This window comes from Streptomyces phaeoluteigriseus, from assembly GCF_001896135.2.
In the GTDB taxonomy this organism is placed as follows: Bacteria; Actinomycetota; Actinomycetes; order Streptomycetales; family Streptomycetaceae; genus Streptomyces; species Streptomyces phaeoluteigriseus.
On record NZ_MPOH02000020.1, the window covers coordinates 223400 to 244350 of the forward strand.

Below are 20951 nucleotides of genomic sequence, written 5' to 3' on the forward strand. Positions count from 1 at the left end.
CTCCTCTTGACCCCCACCCCCGTCCCACATCCCGGACACCTCAAACCCGGCTCGCATACCCACCCCCCTCCTCCCCTACGCTTGTCCCGTGACCCCCGTCGAGTTGTCCCGCACCGTGCTGCACGCAGTGCGGTGTGCTGTCGACGACGGGGAGCTGAGTGTGGCCGTTCCCTCGCGGGTGGTTGTCGGGCCGCCCGGGCCGGGGGGATGTGGGGACTACGCCACCAACGTCGCTCTCCAGTTGGCCCGGCCCGCCGGACAGTCCCCGTTGCGGGTCGCCGCGCTGCTCCGGACGTACCTCGCGCGTGAGGCCGGCGTCACCGACGTCGAGATCACCGGACCGGGGTTCCTCAACATCAGCCTCGACCGGGCCGCCACGTCCACCGCCCTGGTCCGGCGGATCCTGCGCGAGGGGCTGCGCTACGGCCACACCGACGCCCTCGCCGGTCAGGTCTTCGTGCTGCGCGTGCCGTACGAGGTCCGTGCCGAGGTTCTCGCGGACGGGCTCGCGCGGATGGTCGGCTCGCAGGGCGGGCGGGTCGAGGTCGAGCACGGCGGAGCGGTGAACCTGCGGCCCGTTCCGGCGCCGGAGGACCCCGCTTTCCTCGGGCCGGACGCGCCCGCTGGGCCCTCCTTCATCCCGCCCCGCACGACCGGCCCCGTATCACCGCCGATCATCTGGTTCAGCGCGAAAGCAATCCTCTCTTCCGGATCCGTTACGCCCACGCCCGCACCCGCGCCGTCAGCCGCAATGCGGCGGACCTGGGATTCACCACCACCGGGGCCGAGGCGGACGTAACAGAGGCAGAGGCGGCGGGCACCCCGGAACTCCCGGGCCTCCTCGCGGACCACCCCCGCGTCCTCACCACGGCCGCCGCGCTCCCGCACGCCGACGCACAGGCCGCGCCCTCCCGCCTCACCCGGCACCTCCTCGCCCTCGCCGATGTGACCCTCACTCACCTGCCCGCCGTTCTCCCGTGCGGGGACGAGAAACCCTCGGCCGCCCACCGGTCCCGGCTGGCGCTCGCCGAAGCCGCCGGGACGGTGCTGGCCGGTGGCCTGTCCCTGCTCGGCATCGACGCACCCGATCACCTCTGAGAGAGCACGCCCACGATGAGCCGTTCCGCACACCCCGCCGGGCCCCGCCACGCCGATGTCCTGCCGGAGGGGCACTACTCGGCGCCGCCGGCCGACCTCAACTCCCTCGACCCCAAGGTGTGGTCGCGGACCGTCACCCGGGACGACCTCGGGGTCGTCACCGTCGGCGGAATCGACGTGAAGACGCTCGCCGAGCAGCACGGCACCCCGGCCTACGTCCTCGACGAGGCCGACTTCCGGGACCGGGCCCGCGCCTGGCGTACCGCCTTCGGGACCGACGCCGACGTCTTCTACGCCGGCAAGGCGTTCCTGTCGCGCGCGGTCGTGCGGTGGCTGCACGAGGAGGGGCTCAACCTCGACGTCTGCTCCGGCGGCGAGCTGGCCACCGCGCTCTCCGCCGGCATGCCCGCCGACCGCATCGCCTTCCACGGCAACAACAAGTCGTCGGAGGAGATCGAGAGGGCCGTCCGCGCCGGTGTCGGGCGGATCGTCCTCGACTCCTTCCAGGAGATCGTCCGCGTCGCGCACATCGCGCAGTCCCTCGGCAGGCGGCAGCGCGTGCAGATCCGTGTCACCGTCGGCGTCGAGGCGCACACGCACGAGTTCATCGCCACCGCCCACGAGGACCAGAAGTTCGGGATTCCGCTGGCCGGGGGGCAGGCGGCGGAGGCCGTGCGGCGGGCCCTCAGGCTCGACGGTCTCGAACTGATCGGGATCCACTCGCACATCGGGTCGCAGATCTTCGACATGTCCGGCTTCGAGGTCGCCGCCCACCGGGTCGTCGGACTGCTCAAGGACATCCGTGACGAGCACGGCGTCGAGCTGCCCGAGATCGACCTCGGCGGCGGGCTCGGCATCGCGTACACCAGCGACGACGACCCCCGCGAGCCGCACGAGATCGCCAAGGCGTTGACCGAGATCGTCACCCGCGAGTGCGAGTCCGCCAGGCTCCGCACCCCCCGCATCTCCGTCGAGCCCGGCCGCGCCATCGTCGGTCCCACGGCCTTCACGCTGTACGAGGTCGGCACGGTCAAGCCGCTCGACGGGCTGCGGACGTACGTCTCCGTCGACGGCGGCATGTCGGACAACATCCGCACCGCGCTGTACGACGCCGAGTACAGCGTGGCGCTCGTCTCCCGCGTCTCCGACGCCGCGCCGATGCTGGCGCGCGTCGTGGGCAAGCACTGCGAGAGTGGGGACATCGTGGTCAAGGACGCGTTCCTGCCGTCCGACCTGGCACCGGGTGACCTGATCGCCGTCCCCGCGACCGGGGCGTACTGCCGGTCCATGGCCAGCAACTACAACCACGTGCTGCGGCCGCCGGTCGTGGCCGTGCGCGAGGGCGAGGCCCGGGTGATCGTCCGGCGCGAGACGGAAGAGGACCTTCTTCGCCTCGACGTCGGATAGGCGCAGCTCAGCGGGGTGGAAGATCTCCTGTCCGCCACCCCGCAAAAATGAAATAGATGTCTCACGATCCGGACCGGGGATAGAAACTCCGGTCCGGTGAGTGAGACTGGTGCAACCGTGACGGTATGAGGAAACGAGGTCGGATGATGCGTACGCGTCCGCTGAAGGTGGCGCTGCTGGGCTGTGGAGTGGTCGGCTCAGAGGTGGCGCGCATCATGACGACGCACGCCGACGACCTCGCCGCCAGGATCGGGGCGCCGGTGGAGCTGGCGGGGGTGGCCGTCCGGCGGCCCTCCAAGGTGCGCGAGGGCATCGACCCCGCGCTCGTCACCACCGACGCCACCGCGCTGGTCAAACGGGGTGACATCGACGTGGTCGTCGAGGTCATCGGCGGTATCGAGCCCGCCCGCACCCTCATCACCACCGCCTTCGAGTACGGCGCGTCCGTCGTCTCCGCGAACAAGGCGCTGCTCGCCCAGGACGGCGCCGCCCTGCACGCCGCCGCGAACGAGCACGGTGAGGACCTCTACTACGAGGCCGCCGTCGCCGGCGCCATCCCGCTGATCCGCCCGCTGCGCGAGTCCCTCGCCGGCGACAAGATCAACCGGGTCATGGGCATCGTCAACGGGACGACCAACTTCATCCTCGACAAGATGGACTCCACGGGGGCCGGCTACCAGGAGGCCCTCGACGAGGCCACCGCCCTCGGGTACGCGGAGGCCGACCCGACCGCCGACGTCGAGGGCTTCGACGCCGCCGCCAAGGCCGCCATCCTCGCCGGGATCGCCTTCCACACGCGCGTGCGCCTCGACGACGTGTACCGCGAGGGCATGGCCGAGGTGACCGCGTCCGACTTCGCCTCCGCCAAGGCGATGGGCTGCACCATCAAACTGCTCGCCATCTGCGAGCGGGCCGCCGACGGGGGATCCGTCACCGCGCGCGTGCACCCCGCCATGATCCCGCTGACCCACCCGCTCGCCTCCGTGCGCGGCGCCTACAACGCCGTGTTCGTCGAGTCGACGCGTCCGGTCAGCTCATGTTCTACGGCCCCGGCGCCGGCGGTGCTCCCACCGCCTCCGCCGTGCTCGGCGACCTCGTCGCCGTCTGCCGCAACCGGCTCAGCGGGGCGACGGGGCCCGGCGAGTCGGCGTACGCCGCCCTGCCGGTGTCGCCGATGGGTGACGTCGTCACGCGGTACCACATCAGCCTGGACGTCGCCGACAAACCGGGCGTTCTGGCGCAGGTAGCCACCGTGTTCGCCGAGCACGGGGTGTCCATCGATACGGTGCGGCAGCAGGGTAAGGACGGCGAGGCCTCCCTCGTCGTCGTCACCCACCGCGCGTCCGACGCCTCCCTGACGGGGACCGTCGAGGCGCTGCGCAAGCTCGACACCGTGCGGGGTGTCGCCAGCATCATGCGGGTTGAAGGAGAGTAACCAGCAATGACCCACCAGTGGCGCGGAATCATCGAGGAGTACCGGGACCGGCTACCGGTTTCCGACAGCACGCCGGTCGTGACGCTCCGCGAGGGCGGCACGCCCCTCGTGCCCGCGCAGGTGCTCTCCGAGCGCACCGGCTGCGAGGTCCACCTCAAGGTCGAGGGCGCGAATCCCACCGGGTCCTTCAAGGACCGCGGGATGACCATGGCCATCACCCGGGCCAAGGAGGAGGGAGCCAAGGCGGTCATCTGCGCCTCCACCGGCAACACGTCGGCGAGCGCCGCCGCGTACGCCGTGCGCGCGGGCATGGTCTGCGCCGTCCTCGTCCCCCAGGGCAAGATCGCGCTCGGCAAGATGGGGCAGGCCCTCGTCCACGGCGCGAAGATCCTCCAGGTCGACGGCAACTTCGACGACTGCCTCACGCTGGCCCGCTCACTGAGCGACAACTACCCCGTGGCGCTGGTCAATTCGGTCAACCCGGTGCGCATCGAGGGGCAGAAGACGGCCGCTTTCGAGATCGTGGACATGCTCGGGGACGCCCCCGACGTCCACGTCCTGCCGGTCGGCAACGCGGGCAACATCACGGCGTACTGGAAGGGCTACAAGGAGTACGCCGCCGACGGGATCGCCGGGCGGACTCCGCGCATGTGGGGCTTCCAGGCCTCCGGCAGTGCCCCCATCGTGCGTGGTGAGGTCGTCAAGGACCCGTCGACGATCGCCACCGCGATCCGCATCGGCAACCCGGCGTCCTGGCAGTACGCGCTGGCGGCGCGGGAGGAGTCCGGGGGCTTCATCGACGAGGTGACGGACCGTGAGATCCTGCGCGCCTACCGGCTGTTGGCCTCGCAGGAGGGCGTCTTCGTGGAGCCCGCGTCCGCCGCGTCGGTGGCCGGTCTGCTGAAGGCCGCCGAGCAGGGCAAGGTCGATCCGGGCCAGACGATCGTGTGCACCGTCACGGGCAACGGCCTCAAGGACCCCGACTGGGCCGTGGCCGGTGCCCCGCAGCCGGTGACCGTCCCCGTCGACGCGGTGACCGCGGCCGAGCGCCTCGGTCTCGTGTGAGCGATCCCCGCCGGAGGCAGGGGCGTCTCCCGGAGACGTAGGGCACCTCACCTGGGGAACCTCCCCGGCAGGGGACTTCCCCCGCCGGGGGTGCACAGGGGGCTCGCGACACGCATCGTGCGCCTCCTGTGCGCCCTGTGTCGCCGCGGAACCTTCCTTCGATAGGCTGTACCTAACCCGCCTTCCGCATATGCCTCCGCATCCCGCGCGGCCGGCACCGGCGCCGCGCGGTCCACGGCGGCCCGAGGGTCTTCGTACGTCATCGACTGTCATACGACCATCACGCAGCTCAAGGAGAGTCAACGAGCGATGGCCGGTCCAGCGTTCCGCGCCGCCGCCGTCCGGGTGCGCGTCCCCGCCACCAGCGCCAATATCGGTCCGGGCTTCGACGCCCTGGGCCTCGCGCTGGGGCTCTACGACGACGTCGTCGTCCGGGTGGCCGACTCAGGGCTGCACATCGACATCGCGGGTGAGGGCAGCGAAACGCTGCCGCGCGACGAGAAACACCTCCTCGTCCGCTCCCTGCGCACCGCCTTCGACGTCCTGGGCGGCCAGCCGCGCGGCCTGGAGATCGTCTGCGCCAACCGCATCCCGCACGGCCGCGGCCTCGGCTCCTCCTCCGCCGCCATCTGCGCCGGGATCGTCGCCGCCCGCGCGGTGACCATAGGCGGCGAGGCCCGCCTCGACGACGCCGCCCTGCTGGAGCTGGCGACCGAGATCGAGGGTCACCCCGACAACGTCGCGGCCTGCCTGCTCGGCGGGTTCACGCTCTCCTGGATGGACGCCGGCGCCGCACGGGCGATCAGGATGGAGCCGTCCGAGTCCATCGTTCCGGTGGTTTTCGTGCCCGGGAAGCCGGTCCTGACCGAGACCGCGCGCGGTCTGCTCCCGCGCACCGTGCCGCATGTCGACGCCGCCACCAACGCGGGCCGTGCCGCCCTGCTCGTCGAGGCCCTGACCAGGCGTCCCGAACTGCTGCTGCCCGCCACCGAGGACCGTCTCCACCAGGAGTACCGGGCTCCCGCCATGCCGGAGAGCGCCGCACTGGTCGAGCGGCTGCGCGCCGACGGGGTCCCCGCGGTGATCTCCGGCGCCGGACCCACCGTGATGGCTCTGGCCGACGCCGAATCGGCCGACAAGGTCGAGCAACTGGCCGGTGCGGAATGGGCCGCCAACCGGCTGAGCCTGGACCTCAAGGGAGCGAGCGTGCTGCCGCTCGCGCCCTCCGGCGACTTGTGAAACCACACGGTTGCCGGATTTCGAGAGGGGGAATGTTTGTTGGATCCGGTAGTGTTAACCTCAAGTCTGCACCCGACCTCACCATGGCGAGGTGCTTCATGTCCCCCTCCGGGACAGACATTCTTCCGGGAGCTCCCCACGCCGCACTGCGTTCCGTACGTCGTACTTGGGCAGTACGCCGTGCAGCGACGCTGAGCGGTCCGACGGGCACGCTCCGGAATCGGTGCGACCACGCCACGTGACACTGGGTGTCACGGATCGTCGAGGTCGCGCCATCACCAGAAATCTCTTCCGCCGCTTTGGCGGACAACCGCCCCGGCTTCGCCACAGCAAGGACCGAAGTCGGACAGCACAACCGGTCGCCGAGCCAGACAGGCCGACGTCCGCTCCAGGGAAGGACCCTTCGTGAGCGACACCACCGATCTGATGGGCGCACGTGTCGAGGAGACCGCTGCCGCGCCCTCCACGGACGCCTCCGCGCCTGCCACCGGTGCCGGCTCCCGGCGGCGCCGTGGTACCGGCCTCGAGGGCATGGTGCTGGCCGAGTTGCAGCAGGTCGCATCCGGCCTGGGCATCAGGGGCACCGCGCGTATGCGCAAGAGCCAGCTGATCGAGGTCATCAAGGAGGCGCAGGCGGGAGCCGGCGCGCCGGCCGCGAAGGCCTCGACGTCACCCGCCGGGGACGCCACCGAGACCAAGCCCAAGCGCCGCGCCACCTCCAAGGCTCGTACGGGCGACGAGGCCGCCGAGAAGAAGGCGGACGCCGCCCCGGCCGAGGCCCCCGCCGAGAAGGCCGTGGCCCAGCAGCAGATCGAGATCCCCGGCCAGCCGGCCGGCCGCACCGCCCGTTCCAGCGAAGCCGAGAGTGGGGCGAACGACGCCCCCGTCGAGCGTCGCCGCCGCCGCGCGACCGCCGACGCGGGTGCCCCCGAGACCGTCACGGCCGAGGCGAAGAGCGCGCCGAAGGCCGAGGCCGCGGTCGCCACACAGACCGAGCAGGCCCAGCCGCAGGGCGACGCCAGGAACGACGCCGACGGTGCCGAGGGCCGCCGCCGCGACCGCCGTGAGCGCGGTCGCGACCGTGACCGCGACCGCCGTGGCAAGGGCGACGACCAGCAGGGCCAGGGCGGGCAGGGCCAGGGCGGTCAGCGCCAGCAGCAGGGTCAGCAGAGCGGTGGCCGTCAGGACCGCCAGGACCGTCCGGAGCGCCAGGACCGTCAGGACCGCCAGCGGGACAACGGGCCGCAGGACGACGACGACTTCGAGGGTGGCCGCCGCGGCCGTCGCGGGCGTTACCGGGACCGTCGTGGCCGTCGCGGCCGTGACGAGATCGGCACCGCCGAGCCGCAGGTCGCCGACGACGACGTCCTGATCCCCGTCGCGGGCATCCTGGACATCCTCGACAACTACGCCTTCATCCGTACGTCGGGCTACCTGCCGGGCCCGAACGACGTGTACGTCTCCCTCGCCCAGGTCCGCAAGAACGGCCTGCGCAAGGGTGACCACGTCACCGGCGCGGTCCGGCAGCCGAAGGAGGGCGAGCGGCGCGAGAAGTTCAACGCGCTCGTGCGTCTCGACTCCGTCAACGGCATGGCGCCCGAACACGGCCGTGGCCGCCCGGAGTTCAACAAGCTCACCCCGCTGTACCCGCAGGACCGCCTCCGTCTGGAGACGGACCCGGGCGTCCTGACCACCCGCATCATCGACCTCGTGTCGCCGATCGGTAAGGGCCAGCGCGGCCTGATCGTGGCCCCGCCGAAGACCGGCAAGACCATGATCATGCAGGCGATCGCCAACGCGATCACGCACAACAACCCCGAGTGCCACCTGATGGTCGTCCTCGTCGACGAGCGTCCGGAAGAGGTCACCGACATGCAGCGGTCGGTCAAGGGCGAGGTCATCTCCTCGACCTTCGACCGCCCGGCCGAGGACCACACCACGGTCGCCGAGCTGGCCATCGAGCGAGCCAAGCGCCTGGTGGAACTGGGCCACGACGTCGTCGTCCTGCTCGACTCGATCACGCGTCTGGGCCGTGCGTACAACCTCGCCGCCCCGGCCTCCGGCCGCATCCTGTCCGGTGGTGTCGACTCCACGGCCCTGTACCCGCCGAAGCGCTTCTTCGGTGCCGCGCGCAACATCGAGGACGGTGGCTCGCTCACCATCCTGGCGACCGCGCTCGTCGACACCGGGTCCCGCATGGACGAGGTGATCTTCGAGGAGTTCAAGGGCACCGGCAACATGGAGCTGAAGCTCGACCGGAAGCTCGCCGACAAGCGCATCTTCCCGGCGGTGGACGTCGACGCGTCCGGCACCCGTAAGGAAGAGATCCTGCTCGCCCCCGACGAGCTGGGGGTCGTCTGGAAGCTGCGCCGGGTGCTGCACGCGCTCGACCAGCAGCAGGCGGTCGAGCTGCTTCTCGACAAGATGAAGCAGACGAAGTCGAACGCCGAGTTCCTGATGCAGATCCAGAAGACGACGCCGGGCAACGGCGACTGACGCAGGTCTTCACCAGAGGGCCGTCCCCTTGCGGGGGCGGCCCTTTCTGCTGTCCGGGTGCCGGGTAAGATCACCTCCTTCGGTCGACTTCTCGACCATGATCTTCCTGAATTGCACATCCCGAGGGGGGACTTGAGTGGGTACAACCACGTCCGGGGGCGGACGGCACAGACGCCGGATACGCATCGCCCTGCCCGTCGTCGCGGCGGGTCTCGCCACCGCCGTGGCCGGCACACTGTTCATGTCGAGCGCGGAGGCCGCCGAGACCCCGCCGTCGCCCGCCCACAGCGGCCCGTCGGCCAAGGAACTGCAGAAGCGCCTCGCGTCCGCCGTCGCCGGTGACGACCTCCCCGGACAGACCGCGAAGACGTCCCTGAGCGCGAGCCCCGCCACCACCGTGGACCCGAAGATCATCGGTGGGACGACGACGACCATCACCACCGCACCCTGGATGGCGCAGCTCTGGTACGGCGACGACCGGGGGACCGCCACCACCAGCGACGACATCGGCTTCTTCTGCGGCGGCGCGGTCATCGCGCGACGAAGATCCTCACCGCCGCCCACTGCGTCAAGGGCTACAACTGGCACGCCAACGGTGTCATCGTCACCGGCGCCACCCAGCTGGCCACCGACACCGACCTGTACGGCGGCACGGCCACGGGCGTCTGGCGCCAGTGGAACCACCCGTCGTACAGCGCGGCGACGATCGACAACGACATCGCCGTCCTCACCCTGCCGAACCCCGTCAGGGCCACGCCGATCCGGATGACGACGGCCGCCGACACCGCCTCGTACAAGGCGGGGACGAACGCCAAGGTCTACGGCTGGGGGCGCACCACCTCCACCACCCAGGGCATCTCGACCACGCTCAAGACGGCCACGCTGCCGATCCAGTCCGACACCACCTGCACAAACTTCTACGGTGCCGACTTCGCCAAGGGCCACATGGTGTGCGCGGGCACCCCCGCCAGCGGCAGCGACGAGGGCACCACCTCCGCCTGCAACGGCGACTCCGGCGGCCCGCTCGTGGTGAACGGCCGCATCGTCGGCGTCGTCTCCTGGGGCGTGAAGGACTGCGTGGAAAGCGGCGCGTACAGCGTCTTCAGCAAGGTCTCCACGTACGTCGGCACCGTCTATCCGCGCGTCGACGACACCAACCTCAACGGTGACAACTACGCCGACGTGTGGGTGCGCAACGCCGCCGACAAGACCGGCTACGAGCGCGACTCCAAGGGCACGTCGCTCGGTGCGCGCCAGTCCTGGGGCAACTGGAGCGGCTTCAACGTCGTCCTCCAGACCGACCTCGACCGGGACGGCTACCAGGACCTGCTGGTGCGCCGCGCCTCCGACGGCGATGTCTTCTGGAAGCACTACGTGCCCTCCAGCGGCACCTGGGCCACCAAGCTGATCGGCGACAACTGGAAGACCAGGCTCAGCATCGTGGCCCCCGGTGACGTCACCGGCGACCACCTGCCCGACGTGGTCTCCGTCGACTCCGGCGGCGCGCTGTGGATCTACCCGGGCAAGGGCAACGGCTCCTTCGCCACCCACGTCAAGGCGGGCGTCGGCTGGAACTCGTTCAACTTCGTGCGCGGCCACGGCGACTTCAACGGCGACGGGCTGGCCGACCTGGTCGCCCGCAAGAAGACCGGCGGCGCCGTGTACCTGTACAAGGGCCGCGGCAACGGCACCTTCGCGGCCGGCCTCAAGGTCGCGACCTGGAGCAACACGACGTACAACGCCTTCGCCACCGTCGGCGACGTCAACGGCGACGGCAAGGCCGATCTCCTGGCCCGCACCCCCGCCGGCACGCTCTACCTGTACCGGGGCAACGGGAGCACCGGGAATGTGATCTTTTCCGCACGGCTCTCGCTCGGAACGACGTTCAAGCAGTACGACATCTTCGCCTGACCTCGCAGGTGAGCGGGGCGCTCCGGCGCTCCTTCACTCACGCTCCGTGCCCGGCCCGCTCCGGGCCGGGCACAGAGCGTTGTGCGACCCTGTGCCGAGTTTCCCCGTCGGACCTGACGGAGGGACCATGGTGGGGTCGACACGGAACCGAGGAGCGCATGTCCGCCGACAGCACGCCGGAGCCCGGCATACCGGGAGAGGCCGGCACACCGGATGAGCCCGGTACCGGTGGCCCGGGCCACCGGACCACGGGCCGCCGCCGCAGGCCCCGGGCCAGGCGCAGGGGTCTGCTGATCGCGGCGTGGACCGCGGCGGGGGTGCTCGTCCTCGGCGGTTCCGGTCTCGGGTACGTGTACTTCAAGCTCAACGGCAACCTCAAGAGCATCGACATCGACCAGGTCCTCGGCACCGACCGGCCCACGAAGACCGACAACGGCTCGGAGAACATCCTCGTCCTCGGCTCGGACACCCGCTCCGGCGCCAACAGGAGGCTCGGCGGCGGCAGCGACGACGGAAGCGCCCGCTCCGACACGGCGATGATCATCCACGTGTACGAGGGTCACAAGAAGGCCAGCGTCGTCTCGATCCCGCGGGACACCCTCATCGACCGTCCCGAGTGCACCGACGCCCAGGGCGGCACGCACGAAGCCGCGACCGGCGTGATGTTCAACTCGGCGTACACCACGGGCGGTGCGGCCTGCGCGGTCAAGACCGTCGAGGCCATCAGCGGGGTCCGTATGGACCACTACCTGGAAGTCGACTTCTCCGGCTTCGAGAAGCTGATCGACGAGCTGGGCGGGGTCGACGTCACGACGACCGAGGACATCAAGGACCCCGAGAGCCACCTGGACCTGAAGGCCGGCACGCACACGCTCGACGGCGAACAGGCCCTCGGACTGGTCCGCACCCGGCACGGCGTCGGCGACGGCTCCGACCTCGGCCGCATCCAGCTCCAGCAGGCCTTCATCAAGGCCCTGGTCGACCAGGTCAAGGACGTCGGCCTCTTCACCAGCGGCAAGAAGCTGTACGACCTCGCCGACACCGCCACCAAGGCCGTCACCACCGACTCCGGCCTCGGCTCCCTGAACTCCCTGATGTCCTTCGCCAACGGCCTCAAGGGCATCAGCGCGGACAACATGCACATGGTCACCATGCCGGTGCGGTACGACCCCGCGGACGCCAACCGGGTCCTCGTCGAGAAGGCGAAGGCCCAGCAGGTCTGGACGGCCCTGAAGAACGACCTCCCGATCCCGAAGTCCGCCACCGAGGGCAACGCCACGGGGGAGGCGGCGGGCGTCGTCTCCTCGTCCTGACCGCCGACCGGCCGCCGGGAGTCCGCCACGGCCTCCTGACCGCCGAAGGCCGCCGAAGGCCGTCGCGAGCCCGCCGCGTGGCCCGCCGGACCCACCGGGAATAGATCGCCCCGCCCCCCGGTTTTGGGGGATGCGGCCAGTGCTGGCAGACTGGTACGTCGGCTCCGGTTCACGCTTCCGCATCCCGCGGACTGCGACCCGGCGCCCTCCCGAAACCTAGGAGACACCTTGAAGCGCGACATCCACCCCGAGTACGTCGAGACGCAGGTCAGCTGCACCTGTGGCGCGTCGTTCACCACCCGCAGCACCATCGAGTCCGGCGCGATCCGTGCCGACGTGTGCTCCGAGTGCCACCCGTTCTACACGGGCAAGCAGAAGATCCTCGACACCGGTGGCCGTGTGGCCCGCTTCGAGGCCCGCTTCGGCAAGGCCGCCGGCTCCACGAAGTAGCGAGCCCCATTCCGCCGGTCCACGGCCGTGCCCCGTCCGGGGTGCGCGCCGGGACCGGCGTTTTTGGTCGCCTGCCTTCCCTTTCCTTCGCAGTATCAGGAGCCAGAGATGTTCGAGGCCGTCGAGGAACTCCTCGGTGAACACGCCGACCTGGAGAAGACGCTCGCCGATCCGTCGGTCCACTCCGACCAGGCCAACGCGCGCAAGCTGAACAAGCGCTACGCCGAGCTGACCCCGATCGTCGCCACGTACCGCTCCTGGAAGCAGACCGGCGACGACATCGTGACCGCGCGCGAGTTCATCGCCGACGACCCCGACTTCGCCGCCGAGGTCAAGGTGCTGGAGAAGCAGCGAGAGGAGCTGACCGAGAAGCTGAGGCTGCTGCTCGTCCCGCGCGACCCGAGCGACGACAAGGACGTCCTGCTGGAGATCAAGGCGGGTGCGGGCGGCGACGAGTCCGCGCTGTTCGCCGGCGACCTGCTGCGGATGTACCTGCGCTACGCCGAGCGCGTCGGCTGGAAGACCGAGATCATCGACGCCACCGAGTCCGAGCTGGGCGGCTACAAGGACGTCCAGGTCGCCGTGAAGACCAAGGGCGGCCAGGGCGCGACCGAGCCCGGCCAGGGCGTGTGGGCCCGCATGAAGTACGAGGGCGGCGTGCACCGCGTCCAGCGCGTCCCGGCGACCGAGTCCCAGGGCCGTATCCACACCTCCGCGGCCGGTGTCCTCGTCACGCCCGAGGCGGAGGAGGTCGACGTCGAGATCAACCCCAACGACCTCCGCATCGACGTCTACCGCTCCTCCGGGCCCGGCGGGCAGTCCGTCAACACGACCGACTCCGCGGTGCGCATCACGCACGTGCCCACCGGAGTCGTCGCCTCCTGCCAGAACGAGAAGAGCCAGCTCCAGAACAAGGAGCAGGCGATGCGTATCCTGCGGTCCAGGCTGCTCGCCGCCGCGCAGGAGGAGGCGGAGCGGGAAGCCGCCGACGCCCGCCGCAGCCAGGTCCGCACCGTCGACCGCTCCGAGAAGATCCGCACCTACAACTACCCGGAGAACCGCATCTCGGACCACCGGGTCGGCTTCAAGGCGTACAACCTGGACCAGGTCCTGGACGGCGACCTCGACGCGGTGATCCAGGCCTGCGTCGACGCGGACTCGGCAGCGAAGCTGGCAGCCGCGTAAGGCACGTACGCACGACCGAGGACGACACGGAGGACTTGCGTGCAGCGATCATTTGGGGGACGTTCCCCGAGCCCCCGCAGTCTGCTGCTCGCTGAGGTAGCTCAGGCCACCCAGCGGCTGGCCGACGCCGGCGTGCCCTCGCCGCGCAACGACGCGGAGGAACTCGCCGCGTTCGTGCACGGCGTGAAGCGGGGCGAACTCCACTCCGTGCGGGACTCCGACTTCGACGCCCGCTACTGGGAGGTCATCGCGCGCCGCGAGCAGCGCGAGCCGCTCCAGCACATCACCGGGCACGCCTACTTCCGGTACCTGGAGCTCCAGGTCGGGCCCGGCGTCTTCGTGCCGCGCCCGGAGACCGAGTCGGTGGTCGGCTGGGCGATAGACGCCGTACGCGCCATGGACGTGGTCGAGCCGCTGATCGTCGACCTGTGCACCGGCTCCGGCGCCATCGCGCTCGCCCTCGCCCAGGAGGTCCCGCGCTCGCGCGTGCACGCCGTGGAGCTGTCCGAGGACGCCCTGGTGTGGACCCGCAAGAACATGGAGGGGTCCAGGGTCGACCTGCGTCAGGGCAACGCCCTGGACGCCTTCCCGGACCTCGACGGCCAGGTCGACCTGGTCGTCTCCAACCCGCCGTACATCCCCCTCACCGAGTGGGAGTACGTCGCCCCCGAGGCCCGCGACTACGACCCCCAGCTCGCCCTGTTCTCCGGTGAGGACGGCCTCGACCTGATCAGGGGCATCGAGCGCACCGCCCACCGCCTGCTGCGGCCCGGCGGTGTCGTCGTCATCGAGCACGCCGACACCCAGGGCGGCCAGGTGCCGTGGATCTTCACCGAGGAGCGTGGCTGGGCCGACGCGGCCGACCACCCCGACCTCAACAACCGGCCGCGCTTCGCCACCGCCCGCAAGGCGCTGCCGTGACCTTCCCACCGATCACATCCGCGCAGTACGTGCACGAGGAGGCCCGCTAGACATGGCACGGCGATACGACACCAATGACGTGACCGACCGCGTGACGGGTCTGCGCGAGGCCGCGTCCGCCGTCCGCCGTGGCGAGCTGGTCGTCCTGCCGACCGACACCGTGTACGGCATCGGTGCCGACGCCTTCTCCAAGGAGGCCGTCGGTGATCTCCTGGAGGCCAAGGGCCGGGGCCGCAACATGCCCACGCCCGTCCTCATCGGCTCCCCGAACACGCTGCACGGCCTCGTCACGGACTTCTCCGAGCTGGCCTGGGAGCTGGTCGACGCGTTCTGGCCGGGCGCGCTCACGCTCGTCGCCAAGCACCAGCCGTCCCTCCAGTGGGACCTGGGGGACACCCGTGGCACCGTCGCCGTCCGCATGCCGCTGCACCCGGTCGCCATCGAGCTGCTGACCGAGGTCGGCCCGATGGCGGTCTCCTCCGCCAACCTCACCGGCCACCCGTCGCCGGAGAACTGCGACTACGCCCAGGAGATGCTCGGCGACTCCGTCTCCGTCTACCTGGACGGCGGCCCCACCCCGGGCAACGTCCCGTCGTCGATCGTCGACGTCAGCCGTGAGGTGCCCCTGCTGCTGCGCGCGGGCGCGATCTCGGAGGAAGAGCTGCGCAAGGTCGTACCCGACCTCGAGGTGGCGAATTGACAGCCCCTGACGCGGGGCGTGGCATAGGCACCGGGGAACGTGCCGCGGAACAGACGACGACGTTCGGGTTTCCGCGCGACACCTTTCGCATCCTCCACGTCAGCACCGGCAACGTCTGCCGCTCGCCGATCACCGAGCGGCTGACCCGGCATTTCGTGTCGCAGCGGCTCGGGGTGCTCGGCGGCGGGCTGATCGTGGAGAGCGCGGGCACCTGGGGTCATGAGGGCGCGCCGATGGAGGCCAACGCGGAGGCCGTGCTGGCCGACTTCGGCGCGGACGCCTCCGGCTTCACCGGCCGCGAGCTGCTCGACGAGCACGTCATCATGGCCGACCTGGTGCTGACGGCCACCCGTGACCACCGCGCCCAGGTCATCTCCATGGGTCATTCGGCGGGCCTGCGCACCTTCACGCTGAAGGAGTTCACCCGCCTCGTCAACGCGATCGACCCGGCCACCCTCCCCCCGCTGGAGGAGGGCGTGGTGATGCGCGCCCGCGCCCTGGTCCGCGCGGCCGCCGCCCTCCGCGGCTGGCTCCTGGCCCCCACGGCGGAGGCGGACGAGGTCTACGACCCGTACGGGGCACCGCTGCCCTTCTTCCGCTCCATCGGCGACGAGATACACCAGGCCCTCGACCCCGTGGTCACGGCACTGACGGGGGTTCGGGCGCGCGCTTGAGGCGGGCTGTCGGGGACGCGTCGCGTCGGCCGGCCCGTGCGGCTCGATGCCTGGGGTGGAGCAGGGGGTTCTGGCGTCGGCCCGGGGCCGGACGGGGGTGCTCCTCGGGGTGTAGGCGGGCGGCTGGAGCGGCGTCGGCCTACATTGGACGTACGTCACCGTCGACGCCCCCGGAGTCCACCATGCCGGTCACCCATGCCATCGAGGCCGACGTCCTGCGTCGACAGGACCCCGCGCTCGCCGAGATCCTGCTCGGGGAGCGTGAGCGGCAGGCGTCGACGCTCCAGCTGATCGCCGCCGAGAACTTCACCTCGCCCGCCGTGCTGGCCGCGCTCGGCTCGCCGCTGGCCAACAAGTACGCCGAGGGCTATCCGGGCGCCCGTCACCACGGCGGCTGCGAGGTCGTGGACGTGGCCGAGCGCCTCGCCGTGGAGCGGGCCAAGGCGCTGTTCGGGGCCGATCACGCCAATGTGCAGTCGCATTCGGGGTCGTCGGCCGTGCTGGCCGCGTACGCCGCGCTGCTGCGCCCCGGCGACACCGTCCTCGCCCTCGGCCTGCCCTACGGCGGCCACCTCACGCACGGATCGCCGGCGAACTTCTCCGGCCGCTGGTTCGACTTCGTGCCGTACGGCGTGGACGCGGAGACCGGGCTCATCGACCACGACCAGGTGCGCGCACTGGCCCGCAGCCACCGCCCCAAGGCGATCGTCTGCGGCTCCATCGCCTACCCCCGGCACATCGACTACGCCTTCTTCCGCGAGGTGGCCGACGAGGTCGGCGCCTATCTGATCGCCGACGCCGCCCATCCGATGGGCCTGGTCGCCGGGGGAGCGGCGCCGAATCCGGTGCCGTACGCCGATGTCGTCTGCGCGACCACGCACAAGGTGCTGCGCGGGCCGCGCGGCGGGATGATCCTGTGCGGCGCCGAGCTGGCCGAGCGGGTGGACCGGGCGGTCTTCCCCTTCACGCAGGGCGGCGCGCAGATGAACACCATCGCCGCGAAGGCGGTCGCGTTCGGCGAGGCGGCAACACCGGCGTTCACCGTGTACGCCCATCAGGTGGTCGCCAACGCGAGGGTTCTGGCGGCCCGGCTGGAGGCGGAGGGGATGGCCGTCACGACCGGCGGCACGGACACCCACCTCATCACCGCCGATCCGGCGCCCCTGGGTGTCGACGGACGCATGGCCCGCGGCCGGCTCGCGGCGGCCGGCCTGGTGCTCGACTGCTGCGCGCTGCCGCACGCCGACCTCCGCGGTCTGCGCCTGGGCACGGCGGCGGTGACCACGCAGGGCATGGGGGAGACGGAGATGGCGCGGATCGCGAAGCTGATGGCGGGCGTGCTGCGGGGCGAGGCCGAGGGCCGGCAGGTGCGTGAGGAGGTGCGGGACCTCGCCGGGGGATTTCCGCCGTATCCCGGTTGAATCAGGGGGAGGCGCTCTCCCGTGCACAGCCACACATGCAACCATCGTCGCTACCCGGAAGTCCTCACCCTTATGCGCGCCTCGCTAGGGTGTGGGGCTCAGATGGCCAGCGAGACCTGTGGGGAAGCCCGTGCGTGAATACCTGCTGACGCTCTGCGTCACGGCCGCGGTGACGTATCTGCTGACAGGGCCGGTACGGAAGTTCGCGATCGCGGCAGGGGCGATGCCGGAGATCAGAGCGCGTGACGTGCACCGGGAGCCCACTCCGCGGCTCGGCGGGATCGCGATGTTCTTCGGGCTCTGCGCGGGCCTGCTGGTCGCGGACCACCTGACCAACCTCAACCAGGTCTTCGAGAAGTCGAACGAACCGCGCGCGCTGCTCTCCGGGGCGGCGGTGATCTGGCTGATCGGCGTCCTGGACGACAAGTTCGAGATCGACGCCCTGATCAAGCTGGGCGCGCAGATGATCGCCGCGGGCGTGATGGTGATGCAGGGTCTGACGATCCTGTGGCTGCCGATCCCGAGCGTCGGCACGGTCGCGCTGACCCAGTGGCAGGGCACCCTGCTGACGGTGGCGCTGGTCGTGATCACCATCAACGCGGTCAACTTCGTGGACGGCCTCGACGGCCTCGCCGCGGGCATGGTGTGCATCGCCGCCGCCGCGTTCTTCATGTACGCCTACCGCATCTGGTACTCGTACGGCATCGAGGCGGCGGCCCCCGCCACACTGTTCGCGGCGATCCTGATGGGCATGTGCGTGGGCTTCCTGCCGCACAACATGCACCCGGCGCGGATCTTCATGGGCGACTCCGGCTCGATGCTGATCGGACTGGTGCTCGCCGCGGGCGCGATCTCCATCACCGGGCAGGTCGACCCGGACAACCTGTTCGGGGGGTCCGAGCGCAGCACCGTGCACGGGATGGTGCCGATCTACATCCCGCTGCTGATGCCGCTGACGATCATCGCGATCCCGGCCGCCGACCTGATCCTCGCCATCGTGCGCCGCACCTGGCGCGGTCAGTCGCCGTTCGCCGCCGACCGCGGGCATCTGCACCACCGGCTCCTGGAGGTCGGCCACTCGCACAGCCGCGCGGTGCTGATCATGTACTTCTGGTCCGCGCTGATCGCCTTCGGCGCGCTCGCCTACTCGGTCAACTCGGCGTCCATGTGGATCGTCCTCGGTGTGGTGCTCCTGAGCGCGATCGGGCTCCTGCTGCTCCTGCTGCCGCGCTTCACCCCGCGCGCCCCGCGCTGGGCCGAGTCCTTCGTGCCGCCGCGCTACCGGCGCCGCAAGGTCCTGCCGGAGTCGGCACCGAACCCGGCGACGGAGTCGGAGTCGGGGGCGTCGGGGGAGTCGGAGGAGGACTCCCCGGGCGGTTCGGGCGGTGTCCAGGACGAGGAACCGGAGCACCGTACTCCGGTGGTCGTGGGCGTCTCGGGAGTCAACGGGGCGACCGCCGTGGGGCCTCGATCGCGCAGCGCAAGGTAAGAATCTGACTAGAGCATTGCCAAGTCGTGGGGAAACCGGGAGTGGGCAAAGTTGCCCAATACCAGACAAGTGGTCTCGGTTCCTGCACAGACGCGCAGAGTCACTCTCATGTGTGACAGCGAGCACACCATCCAGGTAAAGACCTCATCAAATAGTTTGTGATACGGTTCACGAGAACCCCGGATGGAGCCGAAGGACCGTAGTGCGACGGTCCAACGGTCGCGAGGTCGGCGTGCGGTCCTTCGCCCCTCGGACGGGGACTACGCTCGTCCATGACGACACCCCTGCCCCCCTTTGAAAGCGGAGTTGCCGCCATGCCGTCCAACGACGTCCGGATCCTGACTCAGGCCGCCGTGCCCACGGTTGCCGTCGGCGCGATCGCCGCCGTCGTCAGCGGTGTGGTCGCGGGCGGCAAAGGGGCGATCGGGGCCGGCGTCGCGACGGTGGTGGTCATCCTCTTCATGGGGCTCGGTCTCTACGTTCTGCAGCGCACTGCCAAATCGCTTCCGCACCTGTTTCAGGCCATGGGCCTGATGCTCTACGCGGCGCAGATCCTGCTGCTGTTCATCTTCCTGGCCGCGTTCAAGAACACGACGTTGTTCAACCCCAAGGCGTTCGCGGTCTCCCTTCTCGTCGGCACGCTGGTCTGGATCGGTGCGCAGGCGCGGGCTCACATGAAGGCCAAGATCCTCTACGTCGAACCCGATTCCGGCACTCCCGCGAAGGACGAGCAGCCCCACAAATCGGGGCACTCGTCGTGAGGGGTAGGGCCGGGATAAAGACGCCGGAGAGATCCTGCTATCGTCCGGTGCCAACTGCGGCATCGCGGGCGCGGGCATCCCAGCTGACGCCTGCTCATTCGCGAGGCGAGATGCCCCTACGCCGCCACCACATCCGTATCACCAGTCCCGTGCCGAACCGCGGCCCTGCGCCGCGCCGACACAACGAGGTTGCCGTACCTATGCGCCACGCTGAAGGAGCCCGCGGTGAGTGCTGACCCGACGCAGGTGCTCGCCTTCGAGACCGACTGCCACATCTTCGACGGCTGTGGCTTTCCGGCCCCCGGCCTGCACTCGTTCCTCTTCGAGCCCATCGTGGGCAACGCGGACGACGCCGTCTACTTCAACAAGACGATGCTGCTGGCGCTGCTCGGCTCGATCATCATCATCGGCTTCTTCTGGGCCGCCTTCCGTAAGCCGAAGGTGGTCCCGGGCAAGCTCCAGATGGTGGCCGAGGCCGGCTACGACTTCATCCGTCGCGGTGTCGTCTACGAGACCATCGGCAAGAAGGAAGGCGAGAAGTACGTACCGCTCGTCGTCTCCCTGTTCTTCTTCATCTGGATGATGAACCTCTGGTCGATCGTTCCGCTCGCCCAGTTCCCGGTCACGTCGATCATCTCGTACCCGCTGGTACTCGCTCTGATCGTCTATGTCCTGTGGGTTTCGCTGACCTTCAAGCGTCACGGGTTCGTCGGTGCCTTCAAGAACTTCACCGGGTACGACAAGTCGCTCGGCGCGGTGCTGCCGCTGTCGATGACGATCGAGCTCTTCTCGAACCTGCTCGTCCGGCCGTTCACGCACGCCGTACGACTCTTCGCGAACATGTTCGCGGGCCACACGCTGCTGCTGCTCTTCACGATCGCCAGCTGGTACCTGCTGAACGGCCTCGGCATCGCCTACGCCGGCGTCTCGTTCATCATGGTCATCGTGATGACGGCGTTCGAGCTGTTCATCCAGGCCCTGCAGGCGTACGTCTTCGTACTGCTGACCTGCAGCTTCATCCAGGGCGCGCTCGCCGAGCACCACTGAGCGACAGCCCGCTCCACCACCCCGCAGTCGTCCGGTGGCCAAACTCTCCACCGGTCCTTGAAAGAGAAGGAAGTTACAGCATGTCGCAGCTTGCTGCTGAGGTCTCCGGCTCCCTCGGCTCCATCGGCTACGGTCTCGCCGCCATCGGCCCCGGCGTCGGCGTCGGCATCATCTTCGGTAACGGCACCCAGGCCCTCGCCCGCCAGCCCGAGGCGGCCGGTCTGATCCGCGCCAACCAGATCCTCGGCTTCGCCTTCTGTGAGGCGCTGGCCCTGATCGGCCTGGTCATGCCGTTCGTCTACGGCACCTGATCGTCACCCACGACCAGCCCACTAGACG

15 protein-coding genes and 3 pseudogenes are annotated in these 20951 nt (G+C 70.1%); all 18 read left to right on the plus strand.

The genetic code is table 11. From position 1 onward, the window contains the following. Nucleotides 1-88 precede the first annotated feature (88 nt). The 18 genes and pseudogenes from nrtL to atpE all read left to right on the plus strand — a co-directional run bounded on the left by nrtL (nucleotide 89) and on the right by atpE (nucleotide 20923). Nucleotides 89-1098 (plus strand): annotated as a pseudogene (gene nrtL, locus BM536_RS35455) (ArgS-related anticodon-binding protein NrtL). A 15-nt stretch (nucleotides 1099-1113) separates the two neighbouring features. Further along, nucleotides 1114-2505: a diaminopimelate decarboxylase gene (lysA, locus tag BM536_RS35460; protein ID WP_073494095.1), complete on the plus strand. Its 1392-nt coding sequence runs from the start codon at nucleotides 1114-1116 to the stop codon at nucleotides 2503-2505. A gap of 143 nt (nucleotides 2506-2648) precedes the next feature. Further along, nucleotides 2649-3940: pseudogene (locus BM536_RS35465) on the plus strand (homoserine dehydrogenase). Between the two features lie 6 nt (nucleotides 3941-3946). Beyond that, the gene (gene thrC, locus BM536_RS35470) at nucleotides 3947-5005 is read left to right on the plus strand and encodes a threonine synthase (protein ID WP_073494091.1); all 1059 of its coding nucleotides are present in this window, start codon (nucleotides 3947-3949) and stop codon (nucleotides 5003-5005) included. Between the two features lie 309 nt (nucleotides 5006-5314). Next, nucleotides 5315-6244, plus strand: coding sequence for a homoserine kinase (thrB, locus tag BM536_RS35475; RefSeq protein WP_073494089.1), 930 nt, complete (start codon nucleotides 5315-5317; stop codon nucleotides 6242-6244). A gap of 405 nt (nucleotides 6245-6649) precedes the next feature. After that, the gene (gene rho / locus BM536_RS35480) at nucleotides 6650-8740 is read left to right on the plus strand and encodes a transcription termination factor Rho (protein WP_073494087.1); all 2091 of its coding nucleotides are present in this window, start codon (nucleotides 6650-6652) and stop codon (nucleotides 8738-8740) included. A gap of 136 nt (nucleotides 8741-8876) precedes the next feature. Then, nucleotides 8877-10651 (plus strand): annotated as a pseudogene (locus BM536_RS35485) (trypsin-like serine protease). Between the two features lie 158 nt (nucleotides 10652-10809). Next, the gene (locus BM536_RS35490) at nucleotides 10810-11964 is read left to right on the plus strand and encodes an LCP family protein (RefSeq protein ID WP_073494085.1); all 1155 of its coding nucleotides are present in this window, start codon (nucleotides 10810-10812) and stop codon (nucleotides 11962-11964) included. Between the two features lie 228 nt (nucleotides 11965-12192). Continuing rightward, nucleotides 12193-12414 (plus strand): 50S ribosomal protein L31, encoded by a 222-nt coding sequence (rpmE, locus tag BM536_RS35495; RefSeq protein ID WP_073494083.1) that lies wholly within the window; start codon nucleotides 12193-12195, stop codon nucleotides 12412-12414. Between the two features lie 108 nt (nucleotides 12415-12522). Then, nucleotides 12523-13599 carry a peptide chain release factor 1 gene (gene prfA, locus BM536_RS35500; protein ID WP_073494081.1) on the plus strand — a complete coding sequence of 359 codons (1077 nt, stop codon included), beginning with the start codon at nucleotides 12523-12525 and terminating at the stop codon, nucleotides 13597-13599. Nucleotides 13600-13680: 81 nt separating this feature from the next. After that, nucleotides 13681-14520, plus strand: coding sequence for a peptide chain release factor N(5)-glutamine methyltransferase (gene prmC, locus BM536_RS35505; protein ID WP_073494103.1), 840 nt, complete (start codon nucleotides 13681-13683; stop codon nucleotides 14518-14520). Between the two features lie 52 nt (nucleotides 14521-14572). Further along, nucleotides 14573-15220 (plus strand): L-threonylcarbamoyladenylate synthase, encoded by a 648-nt coding sequence (locus BM536_RS35510; protein ID WP_073494079.1) that lies wholly within the window; start codon nucleotides 14573-14575, stop codon nucleotides 15218-15220. Further along, nucleotides 15217-15894, plus strand: coding sequence for an arsenate reductase/protein-tyrosine-phosphatase family protein (locus BM536_RS35515; protein WP_073494077.1), 678 nt, complete (start codon nucleotides 15217-15219; stop codon nucleotides 15892-15894). Before BM536_RS35510 ends, BM536_RS35515 begins: the two co-directional genes overlap by 4 nt. Nucleotides 15895-16076: 182 nt before the next feature. Continuing rightward, the gene (locus BM536_RS35520) at nucleotides 16077-17315 is read left to right on the plus strand and encodes a serine hydroxymethyltransferase (RefSeq protein WP_094103959.1); all 1239 of its coding nucleotides are present in this window, start codon (nucleotides 16077-16079) and stop codon (nucleotides 17313-17315) included. A gap of 130 nt (nucleotides 17316-17445) precedes the next feature. Then, nucleotides 17446-18804 (plus strand): MraY family glycosyltransferase, encoded by a 1359-nt coding sequence (locus tag BM536_RS35525; protein ID WP_073494075.1) that lies wholly within the window; start codon nucleotides 17446-17448, stop codon nucleotides 18802-18804. Nucleotides 18805-19118: 314 nt separating this feature from the next. Further along, nucleotides 19119-19565, plus strand: a complete 447-nt coding sequence (locus BM536_RS35530; RefSeq protein ID WP_073494073.1) for a Cg1360 family ATP-synthase-associated protein — start codon at nucleotides 19119-19121, stop codon at nucleotides 19563-19565. A 210-nt stretch (nucleotides 19566-19775) separates the two neighbouring features. Continuing rightward, nucleotides 19776-20612: a F0F1 ATP synthase subunit A gene (gene atpB, locus BM536_RS35535; protein ID WP_073494101.1), complete on the plus strand. Its 837-nt coding sequence runs from the start codon at nucleotides 19776-19778 to the stop codon at nucleotides 20610-20612. 80 nt (nucleotides 20613-20692) lie between these two features. Continuing rightward, nucleotides 20693-20923 (plus strand): ATP synthase F0 subunit C, encoded by a 231-nt coding sequence (gene atpE, locus BM536_RS35540; RefSeq protein ID WP_062642044.1) that lies wholly within the window; start codon nucleotides 20693-20695, stop codon nucleotides 20921-20923. Nucleotides 20924-20951: the final 28 nt, after the last annotated feature.